Origin of the sequence: Larkinella sp., from assembly GCF_965227735.1 — a bacterium.
Lineage (GTDB): Bacteria > Bacteroidota > Bacteroidia > Cytophagales > Spirosomataceae > Larkinella.
The window spans coordinates 6,310,470-6,332,920 of sequence record NZ_OZ245776.1 but is presented as its reverse complement, the minus strand read 5'-3'; the positions used below and the strand labels follow the sequence as shown (position 1 = coordinate 6,332,920).

The following is a 22,451-nucleotide window of genomic DNA, read 5'->3' as shown; positions in this document are numbered from 1 at the left end:
CCGATCAACCCATGAGCAATGACTCCCCGCCATCGATCCAGATGGGCGTACCGGTAATGTGGCTGGCCCGGTCAGAAGCCAGAAAAGCGACCACTTCGGCCACCTGCTCGCTGGTGCCGGGTTCGCCATCGGTTAAGGGGATGACTCCTTCCGGAAACACAACCGGTTCCCGGGCCGACTCCAGTTTGCGTTTTTCGGTGCTGTCATCGATTTCCGTTTCGATGGCACCGGGGCAAACAACATTCACCCGGATGCGGTGTTTGGCGAGTTCCAGCGCGGCCATTTTCGTGAAAGCCAGTTGACCGGCTTTGGTGGTTGAATAGGCTGTAGCACCCGTATTACTAAAAATCCGGGTGCCGTTTACCGAAGCCGTGATGATGACAGAACCGCCTTTTTCTTTCAGCATCGGAATGGCATATTTGACAGTCAGAAACGTACCACGCAGGTTGATGTTCATGGTTTTGTCCCATTCGTCCGGCTCCAGGTCTTCGATGGGCGCCCAGACGCCGTTGACCCCTGCATTGGCAAAAACGATGTGCAATCCGCCAAGTTGGCTTTTGATGGCTTCAAATGCCTTTTGCATATCCTCCGGTTTCGAAATGTCGGCGAGCAAAGCGATGGCTTCTCCTCCCTCCTGCCGAATTTCCTGCACGGTTTCCTGTAACTCGCTTTCCGTCCGACCCAGCGCAACCAGTTTTGCGCCGTTTCGGGCCAGAAGCAGGGCGGTTGCTTTTCCAATTCCCGAACCGGCACCCGTTACCAACGCTACTTTTCCGCTAAATTCCTTATCTTGACTCATCATGTTGCCAATCGATTACGTTTCTCCTGACTTATCTACCTGTACTTTGTCCTTTTTGTTAGAAAATTCAGCAAATTCTTTCCAACTCCTTCAGTCAATGCACCGTTCAGGATTTATTCAAAACCCAGGTTGTTCACCCCAAAACCGCTTTCCCCGTTCATGAACAACCTGAGTCTTTACGCCATTGCCGCCGTTTACATTGTGTCGGGTATCCTGCACTTCATCCGCCCCGAACCTTACCTGCGTATCATGCCCCCCTACATTCCCTACCACCCGTTGATGGTGATTCTGAGCGGTATTGCCGAACTGGCGCTGGGCATTGGCCTGCTGTTTCCGGTCACGCGGTCGCTGGCGGCCTGGGGGTTGATTCTGCTGCTGATCGCCATTTTTCCGGCCAATCTCTACATGGCGACGGCCGACAAATTTTCGTCCATACCAGCCTGGATTCGCTGGGGTCGGCTTCCGTTGCAGGGCGTCCTGATCTGGTGGGCGTGGCGTTATACCTGAACCGGTAATTTTATATAAACGGTCAATATCACCCGCTTTATGGTAGCGGTATAAAATGGGAAAAAGCTACTTTTACCCTTTTATGCTAGAGTCAACGAACAAAATATGAACTTCCCAAAATCTCTCCTGCTGGCCGTCGGCGGAATGGTATGGCTAACGGCCTGCAAAACTGAAAAAGATGAAACCGCCCGCACGGTGTTTTTCGACAAATCGGGCATGGATACCACCATCGTTCCCGGCAATGACTTCTTTTCGTATGCCAATGGAAGTTGGGTAAAAAACACCAAAATTCCGGAGGATCAGACCGGCTGGGGTTCTTTTTACGAGCTTCACGAGGAGAATCAGAAAAAAACGAAGTCCATTCTGGACGAAGCAGCCGCCAGCGGAGCCGCGAATGGCAGTGTCGAGCAGAAAGTGGGTGATTTTTACGCCAGCGGTATGGATACCGTTGCCATCGAAAAACGAGGCTATGAACCTCTGAAGGCCGAACTGGCAAAAATTGCAGGACTGAAAGACTACAAAGAAGCCCTGCTTTACATGGCCTCCGACGAAATCAACCGGGGTGGCGTTTTGTTCGGCATGGGCGTTGGACCCGACGACCGCCAGAGTACGATCAACCGGCTGAGTTTTGGCCAGAGCGGGTTGAGTTTGCCGGAGAAGGAATACTATTTCAAAACCGACGACGAAACGAAGAAAATCCGGGCAGCTTTTGTCACTTATGTCACCAAACTTTTTGTGCTGACCGGCACGGATTCGACGACGGCCCGAAAAAAAGCCGACGGTATTCTGGCGTTTGAAACGACCCTGGCGAAATCCCACAAAGCCGCAGCCGACCTCCGCGACCCGATCAAAAACTACCACAAACTGTCGGTCAGCGAACTGAATCAACGCACGCCCAATATCGACTGGAAATCGTTTCTGACCGCCATGACGGTGAAAACCGATACCGTTCTGGTGGGGCAACCGGAATATTACCAGGCCCTGAGTGCAGCTCTGCCCGCAACGTCCATCGATGTCATCAGAGATAAAGCAGCTTTTGGCTACATCGACTTCAATGCGTCTTTGTTGAGCCGCCCGTTTGTACAGGCTAAATTTGACTTCTACAACAAAACGCTCTACGGACAACCCGTTCAGTCGGAACGCTGGAAGCGGATTTCCCAAAATGTCGATGCCTATCTGGGAGAATTGCTGGGGCAGTTGTGGGTAAAAAAACACTTTACGCCCGAAGCCAAAGAACGGATGCTGACGCTGGTCACCAACCTTCAGAAAGCCTACCGGAACCGGATTGAGAAACTCGACTGGATGTCGCCGGAAACCAAAAAAGTTGCGTTGGTCAAACTGGACGGCATTATGAACAAAATCGGCTACCCGGATAAATGGAAAGATTATTCGGATGTTTCCGTCAAGCGCGATGCTTATTTTGAAAATGTGCAATCAGCCCGCATTCATGCTTCAAAAGAAAGTTTTGCCAAAGTTGACAAAACTGTCGACCGCACCGAATGGATGATGAACCCGCCCGAAGTGAATGCCTACGCCAATCCGTCGTTCAACGAAATCGTGTTCCCGGCCGGTATTCTGCAGTTTCCGTTCTTCGACAAAGATGCCGACGATGCCATCAACTACGGCGCTATCGGCATGGTAATCGGCCACGAACTCACCCACCTTTTCGACGATCAGGGCCGTCAGTATGATGTTCAGGGGAACTTGCGCGACTGGTGGCAAAAGTCGGATGCCGATAAGTTTACGGCCAAAGCCAATCAGGTGGTCGATCAATACAACAACTACACGGTTCTGGACAACCTCAAACTCAACGGACGTTTGACGTTGGGCGAGAACCTGGCCGATCTCGGCGGATTAGCCATTGCCTTCGATGCTTTCAAACTGACCGATCAGAGCAAGAGTGATGAAAAAATCGACGGTTTTACGCCCCAGCAGCGGTTTTTTCTGGGATTTGCACAAGTCTGGCGCATCAAAATCCGGGACGAAACCCAGCGGACTTACGTTCAGGTCGATCCACACTCACCGGCGAAATACCGGGTCAATGGCCCCCTGAGCAATTTTGCGCCCTTCTACCAGGCCTTCAATGTGAAAGCCGGAGAACGTATGTACAAGCCGGAAGTGGATCAAACCCGGGTTTGGTAAGGCCGTCAGCGGCCAAAGTGCAGATTGGCACCCAATTTAATTTGCGGGCCGCGGTTGTTGCCCGCGTAAACTGGAGCCTTATCGTAGTAGTTATTTTCAATCATGAGTTCGAAGCTCAATTTCTCCATCGCTTTCACACCCAGGCCCAGGCCAATATTCAGGCTGCTGAAGCCCCGGCGGTCGTTGGGGCCGACGTCGCTGGAACGAAATTTTCCGATGTTGAAACCGCCTTCTCCAAAGACATAGAAGTTGTTGCGAACCGGGTAATACCGCACAAAGGCTCCTCCGGAATTGGCGCGGTAGCTGGTGGAGGCCCGGCTTTCAAAAGCGCCCCGCAAACCGACAGACAATCCACGTTGAATGAAAAAACTGGCGCGGGGATTAAATGCTGTATACAATCCCTGCCCTTTTCCGGTGGCAAAACCCAGGGCGGCACCCAGCATAAAGGCCCCCTGCTGAAACCACGGCAAGCCGGGACGTCTGAAATAGGTGGGTTTTACGTCCGAAAAAACTTCCTTCGACCGCAGGGTAGTGTCGGGTAAAGGTGTTGTAGGAACATCCCGTCGGAGGGTATCAGTTTCCTGCGCTTGTACAACAACGGTTGTAAGCAGGCAAAAAGCGATCAAAAGAATAGGTCGGTTGGAGTACGGTTTCATGGAATTACGCTGAGTTGTCTACGTAAAACCAGTTCGGGAGCATAAAGTTTATTTAAATACAAACAGCACCGGTTTTGACCAAGCCCCCCACACAAAGCGCGGGAAGGTTTGGTCAAAACCGGTGCTGTTTGTATTTAAATAAAACTAGATTTTTCCCAACACCTCGATCAACCGGCCGATCTGCTCTACATCGGTGGCCGGGAAGTTGGCAATCCGGATCTGGGTGTCTTTAAACTGCCCATAGCCACTGCCCACGACCATCCCGGATTCCTTCACTTTGCTGATGATTTCGGAAGACGGTTTTTGCGTATTAGCCACCACGACCGTGCGCGAACGGTGCCGGTCGTTTTTCACAAAAGGCGAGAACTGCGCGTGGCTCTCCACAAATTTGTACAGCATTTTCGCTTTTTCTTCCGTCTCAGTCCGCAGTTTTTCAACACCGATCCGGTTGAAATCTTCGGCAATTTTACCCAGCAGGTAAATCAAAAGCACGTTGGGTGTGGCCGGTGTCTCGTACGTTTTGTAGTTTTTCCACAACATGGGCAAGTTGTTGTGGGCGCCAATGTGCTGATCACCGTGTTTCAGGATTTCGGCTTTTTCGAGGCACCGCTCGTTGGCAATCCACACCCCCAAACCGGCGGGCAGACCAAATGCTTTCTGGACGGAGAAAAAGGCCGTGTCGATGAGCGAGAAATCCAGATCGGGAAACGGTGCCGACGATACCATATCGACCGCAATCAGCTTTTTCGCGTGACTACGCTTCAGCTTGTGAATGTCGACTGGCCGCATCTGCACGCCCGAGCTGGTTTCATTGTGCGTCACCGCAATCAGCTCGGCATATTCCGGCACCTCGATTTCACTGTAATCAAACCCTTCACCGAACGGTTTTTCCTGCTTGTGGGCGTATTTCTGCAAAGCGGTCGCGTAGTCGCAGAATTTCTTCGAAAAGGACCCGTTCACCAGGTGAAAACTTTCGTGCTCGACGCAGTTCAGCAGAATCCGTTCCCATACTTCAGAAGCCGAGCCGGTGAAGAAAATCCCGTGCGATTCCGGAATCGTCAGCAGCTCGCGCAACTGTTCGTCACAAAACTGATAAATACTCCGGAACCTGGCGCTCCGGTGCGAAATCGACCCGATCTGCTCGTCCATCGCCGTCTGAAGGTGTTGGGATACAGTGGGATACAGCTCTGCTGGTCCGGCGGTGAAGTAGGTTTGTTTCATAGTTGATCAATAAAAATACGGCCTGGTCCAATTCAAGCTATCCGGAAATGTAAGTTCAAAATGTCCAAACTGCTCTTCAGTTGAGAGCACAACACCATTCGACGGATTGTTTTTTTCATAAATAACCGGCAATGGCTTTTCCAGTATTGAATGGAGCTGCCATTCCGTAAGTGACCAGAAAGCGCGGCTTCTACCCGTAAACATCTTCCCGTCTACTTTGTACCGGACTTCCACCCGGTAGACATCTCTGCTTCTTCTCCTTTCGTATTTAAACCGTGAAATGGTTCCGACAGTAAATGCCTGGTCTTTCTGAATCTGCTTTCGTTCGTAAATCGTATACAGCTTCGGTATGGTAGCCAGAAGGAGCAGGAGAGGAATAAACGCAATCAGAAGTGCTTTTGAAGGCGGCCATTCCATTTGCTTTTTCTTTACCTCCTCTCCCATTCTTTTACACTAATATAACAACCTGAATTTGATCGTATTGTCAATATTCCGCAGTTCGTTGACCACTTCGTCCGAATAATCCTTGGCAATGTCGGTAATCACATAACCAACCTGCTCGGTTGTTTTCAGGTATTGCCCCTGAATGTTGATGTGGTAATTGGCAAAAATAGCGTTGATTTTCGCCAGAATGCCCGGCACGTTGGCGTGAATATGCAACAAGCGGTGCGAGTCTTTCAACAGGGGTAATTGTACTTCCGGGAAATTGACGCTGCCGTAGGTACTGCCGTTGTTGATGTATTCCAGCAGTTTTCCCGGCACAAAATTACCGATATTTTCCTGTGCTTCTTCCGTGCTGCCGCCAATGTGCGGGCTCAGAATGACGTTCGGCAAACCGCGTAACTCGTTGATAAACTCCTCGTTGTTGGTTTTCGGTTCATACGGAAACACGTCGATCCCCGCACCGGCTACGTGGCCACTCTTCACCGCATCGACCAGGGCCGCAATGTCGACAATGTGTCCGCGCGACAGATTCAGGAAAATGACCCCCTCTTTCATCAGCGAAAACTCCCGGGCGCCAATCAGGTTTTTGTTGCTGGCGCGTCCATCGGTGTGCAGGCTGAGGAAGTCGGAAATGGCCAGCAATTCGTCCAGGGTTTTGCATTTGCGGGCATTTCCCAGCGCCAGTTTATCGACAATATCGTAGAAATACACTTCCATGCCCAGCGCTTCGGCCACCACCGACAACTGGGTGCCGATGTTGCCGTAGCCCACCAATCCCAGCTTTTTACCCCGGACTTCAAAGCTATTTTTGGCCGATTTGTCCCAAATGCCTTCATGCATCTTATTGCTTTTCGGGACAATGTTCCGCACCAGCATGATGATTTCGCCAATGGCCATTTCAACCACGGAGCGGGTGTTGCTGTAGGGCGCGTTGAAAACCGCAATCCCTTTTTCGGTACAGGTTTTGAGGTCGATCTGGTTGGTACCGATGCAGAATGCACCGACGCACATCAGTTTGTTGGCGTGTTCAAGCACGCGGCTGGTCACCTGCGTTTTGGAACGGATGCCGAGAATGGAAACGTCCCGGATTTTCTCGATCAGTTCGTCTTCGTCCAGCGCCCCTTTCAGAATTTCCACATTGAATCCTTCGCCCTCAAACAGCTTTACCGCTACGGGGTGTACGTTTTCCAGCAACAGAACCTTGATCCGGCTTTTGGGATACGACTGACTGCGGCTCAGCTTGTTGTGGTATAAAAACTCGTCGAGTGACGGCGCCACATGGTCGGCTTTTTCAATGACTTTCGGGCGCAGCACATTCTCGGTAAAGGCGTAAAACCGGTTGGCCAACCCAGATTCCCGGATTTCGTAATCGGTGTAGCCGTCGCCAATGACGTAAATGTCGCCTTCGAGCTTCAGATCCCGAATCAGTTTTACCTTTCCTTTGTCGGTCGAAAGCGGATTTTCACAATCGCAGCTCACAATATTGCCGACGGCATCGTAGACGAACGTATTGGCAAATACATTCTCTTCCTTGATGCCCAGCGACGTCACGATCGGAACGATAAATTCTTTGAAACCGCTCGATACGATGTAAATCTGGTCGGCATGTTCCGCCAGAAATCCCCGGTTCCGCTGAAATGAATCCGAGATTTCGGTTTTCAGCGTTTCAATCAGCGCGGGCAAATGATCCCGGTGCGCCTGCAACAGTTCGAGCCGCAATTCGATGGATTTCGACAGCGAAATCTCGCCCGACATACCCCGGTCGGTGATGATTTTGATTTTTTCGAGAATCGCTTCCCGGTCGCGGTGACCCGCCAGGGAGATTTCTCCCAGTACATCCAGGGCTTCGACTTTGGTAAAGGTGCTGTCGAAGTCAATGACGAAATACGTCTGTTCGAGTGTTTTGGTTAACATAATTGAGGATTACCCGTTATCAATAGACAATTGCTGTAAAACGCTTTCTACTTTGATTTTCAGCGTCGGAATTTTGTCTATAATTGCCTGCCAAATAATATCATAATTGATTCCGAAGTATTCATGAACCAGAATATTCCTCACCACGTAGAGGGTGTTCCACTCAACTTCGGTAAATGTATTTTGTGTGTCTTTCGTAACAAAGTTGGCCGCTTCTCCAATAATTTCCAACAACTTGACCAGTGCCAATCTCAGTTTCATATCCTGCATGTATTGCTCGTAGGTCAATCCGGCGGTAAACTCCTGAATCAACCTGATCGCATCCAGCATATGAAGAAGCCTGGCTTTTTCGCTAACGTTCCCTTTCATAAATCAGCAATTTATCCCGGTCAATAAAGGGTTGGATATAAGGCGAAAGACCTCCTGCTGAAACCAAATCCACTTCCTGTTTTAACAGATTTTCCAGTTGAATTTTCATATTGGCAAACTGAAAAATATCGACCCGATCATCCAGTTCGACCAGAATGTCGATATCGCTTTCCGGCCGGGACTCTCCCCGCGCCTGTGAGCCAAACACATACGCCCGGAGTACGGGTTGATTGGTAAAAAACTGTTGAATAACGGCCTGTTGCGCAATCATAAGCGAATTAGTCAGTAGTTTTCAAAAACCGCAACGCCCGCTCTTCCGACCAGTACACGGTTTTATTGGAGCCCGCGGGTGTAAAACCGCAATGGCCGCCCTGAGTCGGAAATTCCATCCAGACGTTGGGCAGTTGGCGACCCAGTTCTTCCGGGAAACATTCCCGCGACAAAAAAGGGTCATTTTTGGCACTAACAATCAAAGTCGGAATCGCAATTTTAGTCAGGTAGGGTAAGGCGCTGCTTTGCTGGTAATAATCTTCCGCATCGCGAAAACCGTGTAAGCGAGCCGTAAACAGATTGTCAAACTCCCGCAAAGTACGGACTTTTTGCAATCCCTCCGTTGGAATAACGCCCGGCATCAGGGCGGCTTTTTCAAAAACTTTGCGCTTCAGCGTCTTGTTAAACCGCTGGTTATAGACCTGGCTATCCCAGGCTTCCAGCCGACGCGATGCGGTGGTCAGGTGCAACGGCACCGAAAAAACCACGGCTTTTTCAATCGCCGGATGAATCGCTTGCCCTTGTTCCCCCAAATATTTCAACGTCACGTTGCCGCCCGCACTGAACCCCATCAGGTTAATGTGTTTGTACCCTTTTTGCAGGGCATAATCGATAACCAACTGCAAATCACCGGTTTCGCCGAGGTGGTAAAACCGGGCCTGCCGGTTCATTTCGCCACTGCAACTGCGGTAATGCCAGGCCAGGCAATCGAACCCGTTGGCCGTCAGATGCCGAACCATTCCGGCCAGATACTGCCGCCGGGAATCGCCTTCCAGACCGTGGGAAAGGATTATGAGCGTCTTTCTATCGCTCAGGTTCTGGACATCCTGGACACCCGTCAGGTTTTGAAAACCTGACGGGTGTCCAGGATGTCCAGAACCTGACAGGAATGCATAACTCCAGTCCAGATCCAGAAAATCATCATCCGGGGTTTCAATCCGTTCACGGGTATACGATGCGCTGACTTTTCGGAACAAAGCCGGTATGATGGTTTGCAAATGTCCGTTCCACAAATGCGCGGGCGGGCGGTAATCCGACAGGGTAATCAGCGGCATAGCGATTCTCAAAAGAAGCACAAAGGTAAACGGTTCCACGGCAAAGGGAAAACCAAACGTTCGGAAAGACAAAAGAGATTCTGCCAGCCGGTTTTTTTTGGAGTATTTGTTTACCCACTTGAACTATTTCGGCAGACCATTTAACGTATTTTATCAGCCGATTAAACCATTGCCGTATCTTTTTGGTCCAAGATTTGTTTTCTTTGTGACAAATCATTCACCAATAACTTTCTATTACCTATGAAAAAGGGATTATTAGTATGTCTGGCGTTGCTGATTACAGCAACTTCCACCCTTGTTTTTGCACAGGCAAAAAGTCCACATTTGAAAGTTGAAAGTCCCGGTAAAAGCGTAAAAGTCGTTTATGGCCAACCATCCAAGCGGGGCCGGGTGATCTTTGGGGCCGATGGATTGGAAAAGTACGGTAAAGTATGGCGTACGGGTGCGGATGAAGCCACCGAAATTACGTTCACCAAAGACGTGATGTTCGGCGACAAAATGGTGAAAGCCGGTACCTACACCCTCTTCACCATTCCTGATGAAAAAGAGTGGACGGTTATTCTGAATAGCAAACTGGGCCAGTGGGGTGCCTATGACTACATTGACCCCGTAAAAGGCGTCGAATTGAAGAAAAAAGACGTTGCCCAGATCACGGTTCCAGCCAAAACCAATGCAACGCCGGTTGAAAAACTGACGATCACCCCAACCGATTCGCAGGTATCGATTGCCTGGGACATGGCTTCCATCGCCATCCCCATCAAACCGGTTGGTGGTACCAACTGAAGGAAATCCGCCGGAGCGATTCGCCGTCGTACGCTGTAACGACCGATCAATACCCCGGAAACAGAAAGCCCGACCACTTGGCCGGGCTTTCCTGTTTAAAGAGTTAAGAGTTAAAATGTGTGCGTCAGCCAACTCTTAATTCTTCACTCCTTCAGGGCTGATCCGCGTTCTTCGCGGCAGCGGTTTTTCCTCCCGATAGCGAGTTGATCCAGGCGGCAATCTTCAGCGCGTCGGCTTTCGGAACCTGCGGCATGGGCGGCATTTCGGTCGAATAATCCGGCCAGTTCTGCGGTTTCGGATTATAAATCAACTCGACAATTTTCTCGTTTGAATAGCCTCTTTTGGCCACATCGGCAAAAGCCGGGCCTACCTGCCGTTTGTCAGCATTGTGGCAAGCCGAACACGTATGGCGGTTTAGCAACGGTTTTACCTCTTCGAATGTCGGGGCTTTCGCGACCAGCGTACCGGTTTTTGTGCCGGAAACCGCCGTTGTTTTCGCCCCCGCTTTTACGCCCGGTTTCGCCAGAACGCCCTTTTTGGCCGGTGCTGCTTTGGAAGCCGCCGAATTGAACGTACTAACGCCCGTCATCGCCAGTTTCTGGCCTTCCGGAATGTTGTTCAGCGTGTAATAGGCCGTTGGGTGAACCAGTGAATACGACCCTTCTGCCGCCCGAACGCCGTCGAGCGTCAGGTTGTGGATGTAATATTGGCGCAGGTTATCGACAATCACCCGGGCTTTCAGTCCGTCGGGCGACACTTTCACCCCTTTCACCGCGCAGGCTTCCTTATTCACCGTCGGGCTACCGTAAACCGGGTGGTATTTGTAAATAAAACTTTCAACGGAATACGAAGCCAGGTCCTCCGCCGATTTTCGGTCGACGGGCGTGGTGAATTCCACCTCGAAACCGTCTGGCATGGCACGAACTGCCCGCATCTCGAACGGCATCTGGTTGTTCCAGGTCAAACGCTGCAAGCCTTCATCAGCCTCGCCCGCCGAGCCCCAACCGCGGTTGGTTTCGCCAACAAACAGCGAGCCATCTTTGGCCCACGCCATCCGCAACACGCCCGAGCGAAAACCACTGCGAAAATCGATCGATGCCCCCTGAAATTCGCCATTCACTTTTTCCATGAACACGCGCGTAATCTTGCTCTGACCCTGATCGCCCACCAGCAATTGCCCCGCAAAAGGCCCGAACGACCCTTCGGGAATCTGGACAATTTCCGAGTTGGAAATCCCCTGAACGCCGTGAGGCAACCAGACGACGGGCAACTGAATTTCCGGAAACTCTTTCTTCATCTCGAACAGGGTGACGTACTTTTCGTCCACCACGTTCTCTGGTTTGATGGCCCGGCCCCGCTCGTCGCGGTTGTCACGCGGATTAATTTTCGCGTACAGTTGCTCCTGCGTCAGTTTAACCGGCGATTTGGGGTCAGCACTCCAGCGTAAACCCGCCGGGTGGCCCATAAACGCGCCTTTTTTCACATGCCAAACCCCACCCGAACCAATCCAGTCGCCCTGGTTATCCGCGTAAAACAGTTCACCATCGATCATGCCCAAACCGGCTGGCGACCGAACACCCGTTGCCCAGGGCTCGATCTGACCGTCTTTGGTGATGTGCATGATCCAGCCCCGCCAGGGGACGCGACTTTCGCCCGCCCACCATTTTTCGTCACCAAACGCGACGTTCCCCGAGATAAAAAACGAACCGTCGGGGGCAATCTTGGGGCCAAACGTGTACTCGTGGTAGTGGCCCGATACCGGAATATTGGTCACCGTTTCGATGATGTCCGCTTTACCGTCTTTGTTCGAATCGACCAGTTTGGTCAATTCACCGCGCTGGGCACAATACAGCGCACCGTCTTTGTAAGCCAGCCCCAGCACTTCGTGTAAACCTGAGGCAAATTTCCGGAAGAAAGGCCGACGACTGGTCGGGTTTTCGACGATGAAAATGTCACCCCGACGGGTGGCCACGCCCAGATCACCGTTCGGAAGCACGGCTAAACCGCCGACTTCCAGCAACGTCCCTTCCGGTGCTGACACCTTCAGGATTTTATAAAAATCTTCTTCCTTGGGCGATTCCTGCGCCCAACCCACCGAAAAAGCAGCCGCTGACAGCATCGTGCCAACCACCGCCCGGCGAAGAATGGATGTATACATTGGTTTCATCAGGATTTAAAACAAGATCGAATAAGTCAATTTCCCCTTCACCGGAACAATCAGTTCCTGGCGGTCGCCCACCTTCCGGACGGCGGGTGTTGCGCCCCCGGCATCGTCGATCCGTACGTAATACGCCTTTCCGTCAATGAGGTACATCCCGTTTTCCAGCGGAGCAATCGTGCTGCCCTCGGCCAGCCGGGCATACAGATCGGCGGACGGGTTTTGGACGGTCACTTCCCGGCGAACGCCCTGGCTGTTGTCAAGCACGCGAATGGCATCCGTCACTGTAGCGCCGTAGGATTGGTAGCGGAATGTCGGACGGTCGCTTTCATCGAGCACATATCCTCTCGTCCGAAAACCGCTGCCGGTTGTGTCGGCGGCCCAGGCGGCTGTCGGCGACGACAGTTTGGCGAGTCCCGGCATTGGCATTCCCAGCCGCTGCACCATGCCCATCGGGCGCGACGAGCCATCGCCCCGTTCGTGCCACATCGGTGTCGAATCCAGAAACTGACCCCGCCACACCTGTACCAGCGTGCCATTGTCCATGTCGTAGGTGTAATGCACCTGCTCGGGGCTGCCCACCGAAACCGCGTGAACGACCCGCAAGGTGCGGCCCTGGGCGTTTTTGTAACCGGGCATGTCCATGAAACTCCGCAGAAGCGTGTTCGACGACGCATCGACCAGAATCGGGTCGGTTGGATCGCCATTGGTGGCTCCGCTGGCGTCGCTGATGACGTATTCGCGAATACCGGGACCCGTTACGGCCAGTCCAATCGACGGTTTGGCCCAGTCTTCCATTTTGGCATACAACAACTCAAACGGAACATCGCCTGCGGGCAGGGTAACGCTGCCGCGCTGTCGGCGGTCGCCGGGCGTAATGACGGCTTTGTTGTTGATTTTCATCATACCGCCACCACCCGCGGCACCGAGGTTGAAGGCATATTCACCGGCTTCTTTCACACGGAGCGTACCGGTATACCGAATCAGAAAGTCGTTCGGAATCCGGGTGACGTTGGCGGTCAGCATCACCGACGACCCTTGCGCTTCCGGTGGCAGTTTGCTAAAATCCGGTTCTTTGTCAAACCTTCCTTTGTAAACCGCATACTTCAGGTTCATCAGTTCCGGACGCGGTTTGTCGTAATTCTTCACAATGATGTTCCGTATCGCTACCGGGCCGTGATCGCCCTGAATCCGGAGCGGTCCGCTGGCCACTTCGTCTTTGCCGAGCGCCCCCCGGGTGGGGCCGGAGAGTTCCACGTTTTCGTGAATCGCCACGCCGTTCAGTTCGACGAGCAACATGCGGGCGTTCTCGATTTTCTTACCGCTGGCATCAAAACGCGGTGCCTGAAACGACACTTTGAGATGCTGCCACAAACCGGGTGCGCGGCTGGCGTTCTGGCGGGGCGGGTGGCCTTCGTAGCCTTTCTGGCCGTCGGGTTTGGCGTCGTCCCAGCGTTCGTAAATACCACCATTGTCTCCCGCTTTGGGATTTTTGGTTCCCCAGCTATCGAGCAGTTGAATCTCGTAGCGACCCTGCAAATAAATGCCGGAGTTCGATCCTTTCGCAATCAGAAAATCCAGATCCAGATCGACATCGCCGTGTTGAAAGTTCGACACCAGATCGATGTTCCCGTCTTTGGCGGGCAGATTAGCCAGAATGCCGGTTCCCGGCGTACTTTTCAGAACATCCTTCTGGTTCAGATCGGCCGTTACATCACCGACGATCCGCCAGTTGTTACCCGGTTTTTGAAAAGCACTTAAATCGTTGAGCGGAAGGGCCGTCGGCTGGTCGGCTTTCGGCTGGGCCATCACCAGTCCGGCGCTAAAGACCCACCCGACACCCATCACCAAACGGGCGAACGTTGTGTTCATAGAGGTTGACTTCATTAGGTTTTATTTTGAGTCGGAAAGTTACCATATTTTAAATTTTTTAAAAAATAGATTCCCTTCCCAGTGAAACAGTATTTTTTCAATATACAATTTTACATTACCGGCACCGCGAATTTCGGTCACAATTTTTAAGAATCTACCTGAATCAACCCCTAACCCCCTGAAGGGAGTATTTCAATCCCAATGTTTATCAGCCCACCGCTTTAGCTGTGTGAAATTGAAACGAAACCGAATCATTCCGGAACCGTTTTAACGGTTTTCTGGCCGATAAAACCGTTAAAACGGTTCTACAGCAGGTGGAACTTTTCTCCATACCCCACAGCTAAAGCGGTGGTCTGATAAGCCAGATATGAATCCGGCGTTTACTTTGTTTTATAAGTAAATCATCCTTCCTCTTAAAACCGTGGCAATGACTTTCCTACGGTTTTGAACACACTTGAATTGATTTTGAACACGGGATGAGTTGTCGAATTTACTCTCCTTCTGAAATCGGTGACAATGGCAAGCAAGTTATGGAGGTAAAACGGGCAATGCGCTGACATTTCGCTATCTTTGAAGGCGGTATTTCGTGCAAATCATTGTTCACACAATCCTATTTTTACGAATGAAAAAAAGTACTTTAGCCTTTGCCCTGCTTCTCGGGCTGGCCCAATGGGCTGTAGCTCAGGAGAAACCCAAACAAAATCCGGAATCGTCTGAAATCTGGGAACCGGTTCCGCGCGTGGTCACACCGGGTGTTTTGTCGCCCGCTACGGCTTCCGGCACCACGGCTCCTTCCGATGCGATTGTTTTATTCGATGGCAAGGATGGCAGCAAATGGGTGTCTGTTAATGGGTATAGCGCCAGCAACTGGAACGGCGTCACGGAAGGGTCCAACCCCTGGCCAATCCGGGATGGGGCCATGTATTCGGCCAAAGGGGCTTCCCTGCGAACCAAACAGGAGTTCCAGGATTTTCAGCTTCACATCGAATTCCGGACACCGGAAAAAGTGGAAGGAAGCGGACAGGGACGCGGCAACAGCGGTATTTTCCTCCAGGGCCGCTACGAACTCCAGGTCCTCGACGGCTACAACAACCCGACGTATTCAAACGGGATGGTGGGTTCCATCTACAAACAGGCGATTCCGCTCGTCAATCCCAGCCGCAAACCGGGGGAATGGCAGACCTACGACATCATCTATTTTGCACCCCGGTTCAACAAAGACGGTATGATGCTGGAACAGGGCAAGGTGACGGTTTTGATGAACGGTATTCTGGTGCAGAACAATACGAACATCAAAGGCACGACGGAATACATCGGGTATCCGAAACTACAACCCCACGGCAAAGGCCCTCTCCTGTTGCAGGATCACGGCAATCCGGTGGGCTACCGGAACATCTGGATTCGGGAGCTGTAATCTTTTAAGGTAGAAAAGGGGTTATTTCGCAGAGTTGAGCGGAGGAAATCAGAGTTTATCAGAGTTTTTCTCTGCGTAACTCTGATGCTCTCCGCTCAACTCTGCGAAATAACCCCTTTTTTTATGACGCACTCAAAATCCTTGTTTATATTGCGTCTAAATAACCAACCTGCGATGAAATACCTGCTCCTGTTCCTCCTGCCCTGTTTTGCCTTCACCAGCGATAAACCGGCTTACCGGTTTTACACCCACAACCTGAAATCCACGAGTTATCAGAAAGTTCTGAAAGAAGCGGCCGGAGCCGATGTCGTCTTTTTTGGTGAATTGCACAACAATCCGATTTGCCATTGGCTGGAATTGCAGTTAACGAAGGATTTATATGCGCAGAAAAAAGAACAATTGATGCTGGGTGCCGAAATGTTTGAAGCAGATAACCAGACGGCGTTATCGGATTACGTTTCCGGCAAAACGACGGACAAGGAATTTTCCAAACAGGCGCGGCTCTGGAACAATTACAAAACCGACTACCGCCCGCTGGTCGATTTTGCGCGGGAAAACAAGCTTATGGTGGTGGCAACGAATGTTCCGCGCCGATACGCCAGCGCCGTCGCGCGGCAGGGTCTGGCATCGCTCGATACGGTTCCGACTGCTCAAAAAGCCTGGATAGCTCCCCTGCCCCTGACGGTCGATCTGACCCTGCCCGGTTACAAAGCCATGCTGGACATGATGCACGGCGATGCGGTTTCGCCCTCCGCCAGCCAAGGCCCCTCCGATCAGGCTGCCAATTTTGCCCGTGCGCAGGCCATCAAAGACGCCACGATGGCGCATTTTATCCTGCAAAACCGCAAACCCGGCTCAACTTTTCTGCATTTCAACGGTTCCTACCATTCCAACAATTTCGAAGGGATTATCTGGTATCTGCGCCAAAAACAGCCGGATCTCAAAATCGTGACCATCGCGTCGGTCGAAGTGCCGGATGTGGCAAAACCCGACAAAGCCAACCAGAATCTGGCGAGTTTTATCCTGCACATTCCGGCGGACATGACGAAAACGTATTGAGTCGCCCCGGCAACTCAGCAGCCCGAAACCCTCCCGGGACGACCCTCCAAAACCAAGCCTGAAAGGCTTCAATCAATAGCCCCGGATGAAATCCGGGGTGAACGCGAATATACCGGCGAGGTCGGGAATATGCCGGGAATAGGTCGGGACGAACGCGAATATATCGGGGAGGCCGGGAATAGGCCGGGGTGAACGCGAATATACCGGCGAGGCCGGGAATAGGCCGGGAGAGGGAAACAACCCTACCGGCAAACCATCATCAAAAAAAGCACAAAACTATAATCCCGCAATTGCGTCCGGAGCAATTTGAGAGCCTTTGAAAGGTGGTATTCGACGGCCTTGTCGGTCAGGGCGAGTTTCCGCGAAATTTCCGGGATAGTTTGCCCTTCGAAGCGGCTCAACCGAAAAACTTCCTGGGTTTTGGGCGGGAGTTTCAGCAACTCGGTTTCAATCGTTCCCAGCAAGTCGTTGTACGACAGTTGGTCTTCGGTCGAGAAATCGGCCTGTGGAGCAAAAAACTGCTGGTATTCCTGAAATTTCTCGTGAACGATGCGGCTTTTGATGGCGTCGATGATAGAATATTTTAAGGCTCCGAACAAATAATAATCGACCCGCCGAACGGCCAGCGATTCCCGTTTCTGCCAAAGCTGAACGAACAAATCCTGCACCAGTTCTTCCGCCATTTCCGACGATTTCGTTTTTTGAAAAGCAACCCGGTAGAGGGCATACCAATACCGCTCATACAGTTCCGCCAGTGCCAGCCGATTGCCATCGGTTAACGCCCTCAGTATCTGCTCATCATCCCACTCTTTCAGCGAAGAAAGTCGTAATTCTGCCGACATGTGTGCACCCGCGTCGATTAAAGAAATACCAAATTACCATTTTTTTACAAAATAGTGCCAAAGGAGTTAAACCGCCCTCAAGGATACGGCTTTGCAATCGCCTTGCCAATTGAACTAAAGAAATAATATATCGTCAAATTGGGCTCATTTCTATAAATAATCCCCTATTTTATAAAAACATTTAGGGTAAACCGGGGCCTTGATCGACATAGGCAGTACATGACAGCGTCAACGGCCCATGCAAAAAGAAGAATTCGCCCGACTGCTTACGAAATACAACGCCGGCCAATGCACGGACGCGGAAATCCGGCTGATCGATCGGTGGTATGATCAATTGGGAACCGGCAGCACGCTGACGTTGAGCGAAGAAGACCGGCAGAAGCTGAAGAAGAAACTGTGGCATCAGATTGATTTACAAACGACTGACGATGTGGCAGCGTCTACGGATGCAGAGGAAAACGTAATCCGGTGGCCGTGGTTCCGGCAGTGGGTGGCGGCTGCGGCCGTTGTTGCACTCATTGGGTTTGGTTCCCTGGTTTTCTACCGGTATCAGTCGACGCCCCGAACGATCGAAAACCGTCCGGTTGCTGCCGGGGATGGTTTCGTCGAGCAAGCCAATAAAACCGCTAAACCTCTGATCATCACCCTGGACGACGGCAGCATCGTTCACCTGCAACCCCAAAGTACGATCCGGTATGCCACCCAGGCGATGCCCCATAAACGGGAACTCTGGCTCAACGGAAAGGCTTTTTTCCGGGTTCACAAAGACGCCAGCCGTCCGTTTCTGGTCTACAGCGGTGCCATCGTGACGCGCGTACTGGGAACGAGTTTCTGGATTACGGCCCCCACCAACGCGTCGACCGTGGAGGTGGCGGTGCATACCGGCAAAGTGGCCGTCTTTAAAAAGAATCAGCAGTCTACGCCAAAAACGGAAAACGCCGACGTCCGGGAAGCGTCGGTGGTGTTGACGCCCAATCAGAAAGTAACCATTTTTCTGGATGAAAACCGCCTGACGCGTGGCCTGATCGATCAGCCCGAACCGATCCCGAGTGCCAGCCGCCCCGAACCGGCCACGTTTGCCTTCGACAACAGCACGTTGCCAGACGTGCTGAAGCAACTCGAAAAAACGTACGGTATTGAGATGGTGATCGGTAACGACTCCCTGACCCATTGCCGGTTTACGGGAAAGATCACCCACCAGCCGCTCTACAGCAAACTGGAACTGTTGTGCCGGGCGATCAATGCGCAGTATGAAGTGCAGGGAAACCGCATTCTCATCACGGGTGTCGGCTGCGATCCCTCTTCTTTTGACCCACTTTAATCCCCCTGAAACCTATGAAGTAACCAACAGCTACCAAAAAAAGGCCGAAAGTGCGGCTACACAGTCGGCCCGGAATTTTCCCTTGATGCGCATCATCATTCATCTGCCAGGATGAACAGGGATTTGTTTTGTCGAATTCATTCCTTTTCTCCCAACAAAACATACAAAAGTATGAAATTTTGTCGAATGCTCGGTTTGACCCTTCTAACCGTCATGAAAATCTCGTTATTCCCTCTATTTCTCAGCCTGCTGCTGGCCGGATCGACTCTGGCCTACGACAGCAAGGCTCAGGATATGCTCCAGCGCCCGATCTCGATCAAGGCGGATGAGGTGGCCCTGAAGAACATCCTCACCCGGCTGGAACGGCTCGCCAACGTCGATTTTGTGTATAGCCCCAACACCATTCCGGCGGCCCGGAAAGTGTCGCTGAATGCCCAGAATCAGAAACTGGCCGCCGTGCTCGAATCGCTCCTGAAACCGCTCGGCCTGACCTATCAGGTCATCAGTGGCCAGATCGTTATTCAGCTTCCGCCAGCAGCCTCACCGGCTTCCGAGTCGAACGCGTTCCTCCAGGCCGATGGCGTTCCGGAAGCAGTCGACCGGACGATTACCGGGACCGTCACCGCCGAAAATGACGAGGGACTGCCGGGCGTTAGCGTGGTGATCAAAAACACGACGCGCGGCACCTCGACCGACATGGATGGCAAATTCCGCCTGTCGATACCGGACGCAGGGGCTACGCTGGTGTTTTCCTTTGTGGGGTATGAGAATCAGGAAGTGGTGGTTGGCAACCAGTCGACGTTCGCGATCCAACTGGTTCCGGATCTGAAAACGCTGGAAGAAGTCGTGGTCGTGGGTTATGGCACCATGCAGAAAAAAGACCTGACCGGGGCCGTTGCGTCGATTCAGGGGGATGCGATCACCACCCGCAAAACCACCCAGATTTCCCAGGCCTTGCAGGGTGCCGTTCCGGGCGTCACCGTCACGCGCAGCAACAGCGCCCCCGGTGCCACGGCAACCATCCGGGTTCGGGGCATCACGACAATCAGCGACGCCGGTTCCAATCCGCTGATCATTCTCGACGGCGTGCCGATCGACGACATCAACTCCATCAATCCCAATGATGTTGATAACATTTCGGTATTGCGGGATGCGGCTTCGGCTTCCATCTACGGTTCCCGGGCGGCTGCCGGGGTGATTCTGGTGACCACCAAGCGGGCGAAAACCGGTCAGCTCAGCCTGGATTACACGGCGGAATACGGTTTTGAAAAAGCGACGCGACTGCCGGACTACGTGAACGCCAAACGCTATATGCAGCTCACCAACGAGCTTCGGTGGAATGACAACGGCAACAACGCCAACCAATATCCAACCTACCCCAAAGACCTGATCGATAACTACGACAACCTCCACGCACAGGACCCCGACCAGTACCCTAATACCGACTGGCGCAGTTTGATGCTGAAAGATTATGCGCCCCGGCGCACGCATCTGCTCAGTATTTCCGGTTCCGGCAAATCGCTGCGGTCGCGGGTTTCGCTGGGTTATGACAAAACCGATGCGTTGTATGACGGCCGGAGTTACGAACGGATTACGGCCCGGGTCAACAACGACCTCACCATCACGAAATACCTCTCGGCCAGCGTCGATTTCAACTTCCGGCGGGCGTTTTCACCCCAGCCCATCACCGACGACCGGCAAAGCCCACCCTCCTACCCGTTTTACAAAATGGGCATCATGCCTCCGGTGTATGCCGCGACGTTCTCGGATGGGCGCATTGGTTCCGGGAAAGACGGAGCCAACATTTACGCCCGATTGAAAAACGGCGGTTTCAACAATGCCTGGTATAACCAGGTCGGTGGCAAGATCAGCCTGGATTTTACGCCGATCAAAGGACTGAAAATCACCGGTGTGCTGTCGCCTTTCTTCAATTTTGACAAGATTAAAGTCTTTACGAAGAAGGTGCCGTATACGCTCTGGAACAGCCCCAACACCATTGCCGGGTACATTGAAGGCCAATCGCAAACCCGGCTGGACGAAAGCCGTAACGATAGTTACCGCTACACCACCCAGGCACTGGCCAACTACACCCGGCAGTTTGGTGATCACAGCCTGAATCTGCTGGGCGGTTACGAATATTTCTACGCGTTCAATGAATCCCTGGGCGCGTCGCGCGGGCAATACATTCTGAATTCCTACCCCTACTTAAACCTCGGACCTCTCGACTTCCGCGACAACAGCGGCAGTGCCAACGAAAATGCGTATCGCTCGTGGTTCGGGCGGGTCATGTACGGCTACAAAGACAAGTATCTGCTCCAGGCCAACATCCGATACGATGCCTCGTCGCGGTTTGCTTCGGCTTATCGCTGGGGTTCCTTCCCCTCGGTTTCGGCGGGTTGGGTGATTTCGGAGGAACCGTTTCTGAAAACCAGTGCCTCCTGGCTGTCGTTCCTGAAATTCCGGGCCTCGTGGGGAACGCTGGGGAACGAACGGATCGCCAGTAACTTCTATCCGTACCAGGCCATTCTGAATTTTGAAAACACCTCCCTGTTCTACCAGGGCAACACGGTGGTTTCGGCGCAGTCGGCGGCTCAGTTTCAGTATGCAATCCGGGATATTACCTGGGAAACGACCTCGTCCTACAACCTCGGTCTGGACGTCAATTTCTTCCGCGACCGGTTGCGGGTTACGGCGGATTATTTCAAAAAAACCACCCGGGATATGCTGTTGGAACTGGAAATCCCCGATTACGTCGGATTCGATAACCCGTTTCAGAATACCGGAAAAATGCATACGACGGGCTGGGATATGCAGGTAAGTTGGAACGACCGGGCCGGTGATCTGACCTACAGTGCGTCGGCCAACCTCTCTGATTTCAAATCCGTTATGGGCGACCTGGGCGGAACCGTCTTCACCGGCGACCAGATTATCCGGGAGGGCAGCCAGTTCAGAGAGTGGTACGGCTATGTCTCCGACGGTCTGTTTCAAACCGCCGACGAGGTGGCCAACTCGCCCAAACTGAACGCCAATGTCAAACCGGGCGATGTACGCTACCGCGACATCAGCGGCCCGAACGGCGTACCCGACGGGAAGATTTCACCCGAGTATGACCGCGTGTTGCTGGGCGGTTCGCTGCCCCGGCTCACCTACGGAGCCAACTTCAATGTAGGCTACAAAAACTGGGATTTCGCGCTGGTTCTTCAGGGCGTTGCCAAGCAAAACTCCCGGCTGGGCGTGGACATCGTGCAGCCCCTGCGCGAAAATTTCGGCACCTTCCCCGCCATCCTGGACGGCAACACCTGGAGCACGTACAACACGGCGGACCAGAATCTACAGGCGCAATACCCCCGGTATTCGAACACCTCGGCTGGCAACAACTACGCTCTGTCCGACTACTGGCTGATCAACGGCGGGTATTTCCGGCTCAAAAACATCAGCCTGGGCTACAACATTCCGAAAGGTTTTACGCAGAAACTGAAAATGCAGAGCATCCGCGTCTACAGTTCCGTGACTGACCTGCTGTCGATCAGCAAGTTTCCCAAAGGCTGGGACCCCGAAATGACGTCGCTGGGCTACCCCATCACAACGTCCTTTGTCTTTGGAGCTTCTGTCAAATTCTAACCCG

The 22,451-nt window shown here is 52.5% G+C and carries 17 protein-coding genes; 7 read left to right on the top strand and 10 right to left on the bottom strand.

Annotated elements, in window-relative coordinates; genetic code table 11:
* Positions 1–4: 4 nt before the first annotated feature.
* Positions 5–802, bottom strand: a complete 798-nt coding sequence (locus ACO064_RS24735) for an SDR family oxidoreductase (protein WP_421829882.1) — start codon at positions 800–802, stop codon at positions 5–7.
* Positions 803–958: 156 nt separating this feature from the next.
* On the opposite strand from ACO064_RS24735, the gene ACO064_RS24730 reads away from it, so the two are divergent.
* Together ACO064_RS24730 and ACO064_RS24725 are read left to right on the top strand one after the other, a co-directional pair.
* Positions 959–1,306: a MauE/DoxX family redox-associated membrane protein gene (locus tag ACO064_RS24730; protein WP_421829881.1), complete on the top strand. Its 348-nt coding sequence runs from the start codon at positions 959–961 to the stop codon at positions 1,304–1,306.
* Positions 1,307–1,411: 105 nt separating this feature from the next.
* Positions 1,412–3,448 carry a M13 family metallopeptidase gene (locus ACO064_RS24725; RefSeq protein WP_421829879.1) on the top strand — a complete coding sequence of 679 codons (2,037 nt, stop codon included), beginning with the start codon at positions 1,412–1,414 and terminating at the stop codon, positions 3,446–3,448.
* Positions 3,449–3,453: 5 nt separating this feature from the next.
* Here the strand turns inward: ACO064_RS24725 and ACO064_RS24720 are convergent, their stop codons facing one another.
* The 6 genes from ACO064_RS24720 to ACO064_RS24695 all read right to left on the bottom strand — a co-directional run bounded on the left by ACO064_RS24720 (position 3,454) and on the right by ACO064_RS24695 (position 9,377).
* Positions 3,454–4,104 (bottom strand): hypothetical protein, encoded by a 651-nt coding sequence (locus tag ACO064_RS24720; RefSeq protein WP_421829878.1) that lies wholly within the window; start codon positions 4,102–4,104, stop codon positions 3,454–3,456.
* 144 nt (positions 4,105–4,248) lie between these two features.
* Complete coding sequence (locus tag ACO064_RS24715; RefSeq protein WP_421829877.1) at positions 4,249–5,325, bottom strand: aminotransferase class V-fold PLP-dependent enzyme; 1,077 nt, start codon at positions 5,323–5,325, stop codon at positions 4,249–4,251.
* A gap of 453 nt (positions 5,326–5,778) precedes the next feature.
* A complete protein-coding gene (gene serA / locus ACO064_RS24710; RefSeq protein WP_421829875.1) occupies positions 5,779–7,683 on the bottom strand; it encodes a phosphoglycerate dehydrogenase in 1,905 nt (634 codons plus the stop codon).
* 9 nt (positions 7,684–7,692) lie between these two features.
* The gene (locus tag ACO064_RS24705) at positions 7,693–8,052 is read right to left on the bottom strand and encodes a DUF86 domain-containing protein (protein ID WP_421829873.1); all 360 of its coding nucleotides are present in this window, start codon (positions 8,050–8,052) and stop codon (positions 7,693–7,695) included.
* Positions 8,036–8,323, bottom strand: a complete 288-nt coding sequence (locus tag ACO064_RS24700; protein WP_421829872.1) for a nucleotidyltransferase family protein — start codon at positions 8,321–8,323, stop codon at positions 8,036–8,038. The genes ACO064_RS24705 and ACO064_RS24700 overlap by 17 nt, the downstream gene beginning before the upstream one ends.
* Before the next feature lie 7 nt (positions 8,324–8,330).
* The gene (locus ACO064_RS24695) at positions 8,331–9,377 is read right to left on the bottom strand and encodes a YheT family hydrolase (RefSeq protein WP_421829871.1); all 1,047 of its coding nucleotides are present in this window, start codon (positions 9,375–9,377) and stop codon (positions 8,331–8,333) included.
* A 240-nt stretch (positions 9,378–9,617) separates the two neighbouring features.
* Here ACO064_RS24695 and ACO064_RS24690 point away from each other — a divergent pair, with 240 nt between their 5' ends.
* Positions 9,618–10,160, top strand: a complete 543-nt coding sequence (locus tag ACO064_RS24690) for a DUF2911 domain-containing protein (protein ID WP_421829870.1) — start codon at positions 9,618–9,620, stop codon at positions 10,158–10,160.
* A gap of 151 nt (positions 10,161–10,311) precedes the next feature.
* Here ACO064_RS24690 and ACO064_RS24685 read toward each other — a convergent pair whose 3' ends face one another.
* Positions 10,312–12,279, bottom strand: coding sequence for a c-type cytochrome (locus tag ACO064_RS24685; RefSeq protein ID WP_421831064.1), 1,968 nt, complete (start codon positions 12,277–12,279; stop codon positions 10,312–10,314).
* Positions 12,280–12,333: 54 nt separating this feature from the next.
* Positions 12,334–14,190, bottom strand: a complete 1,857-nt coding sequence (locus ACO064_RS24680; RefSeq protein WP_421829869.1) for a 3-keto-disaccharide hydrolase — start codon at positions 14,188–14,190, stop codon at positions 12,334–12,336.
* A 622-nt stretch (positions 14,191–14,812) separates the two neighbouring features.
* Between ACO064_RS24680 and ACO064_RS24675 the strand changes: the two genes are divergently transcribed.
* On the top strand, positions 14,813–15,604 hold the full coding sequence (locus tag ACO064_RS24675) for a 3-keto-disaccharide hydrolase (protein ID WP_114409123.1): 792 nt from the start codon (positions 14,813–14,815) through the stop codon (positions 15,602–15,604).
* 174 nt (positions 15,605–15,778) lie between these two features.
* Complete coding sequence (locus ACO064_RS24670; RefSeq protein ID WP_421829868.1) at positions 15,779–16,663, top strand: ChaN family lipoprotein; 885 nt, start codon at positions 15,779–15,781, stop codon at positions 16,661–16,663.
* A gap of 242 nt (positions 16,664–16,905) precedes the next feature.
* Here ACO064_RS24670 and ACO064_RS24665 read toward each other — a convergent pair whose 3' ends face one another.
* Positions 16,906–17,505 carry a sigma-70 family RNA polymerase sigma factor gene (locus tag ACO064_RS24665; protein WP_421829867.1) on the bottom strand — a complete coding sequence of 200 codons (600 nt, stop codon included), beginning with the start codon at positions 17,503–17,505 and terminating at the stop codon, positions 16,906–16,908.
* A 238-nt stretch (positions 17,506–17,743) separates the two neighbouring features.
* Here ACO064_RS24665 and ACO064_RS24660 point away from each other — a divergent pair, with 238 nt between their 5' ends.
* Both ACO064_RS24660 and ACO064_RS24655 read left to right on the top strand, forming a co-directional pair.
* A complete protein-coding gene (locus ACO064_RS24660; protein WP_421829866.1) occupies positions 17,744–18,826 on the top strand; it encodes a FecR family protein in 1,083 nt (360 codons plus the stop codon).
* 213 nt (positions 18,827–19,039) lie between these two features.
* Positions 19,040–22,447 (top strand): TonB-dependent receptor, encoded by a 3,408-nt coding sequence (locus ACO064_RS24655; protein ID WP_421829865.1) that lies wholly within the window; start codon positions 19,040–19,042, stop codon positions 22,445–22,447.
* Positions 22,448–22,451: the final 4 nt, after the last annotated feature.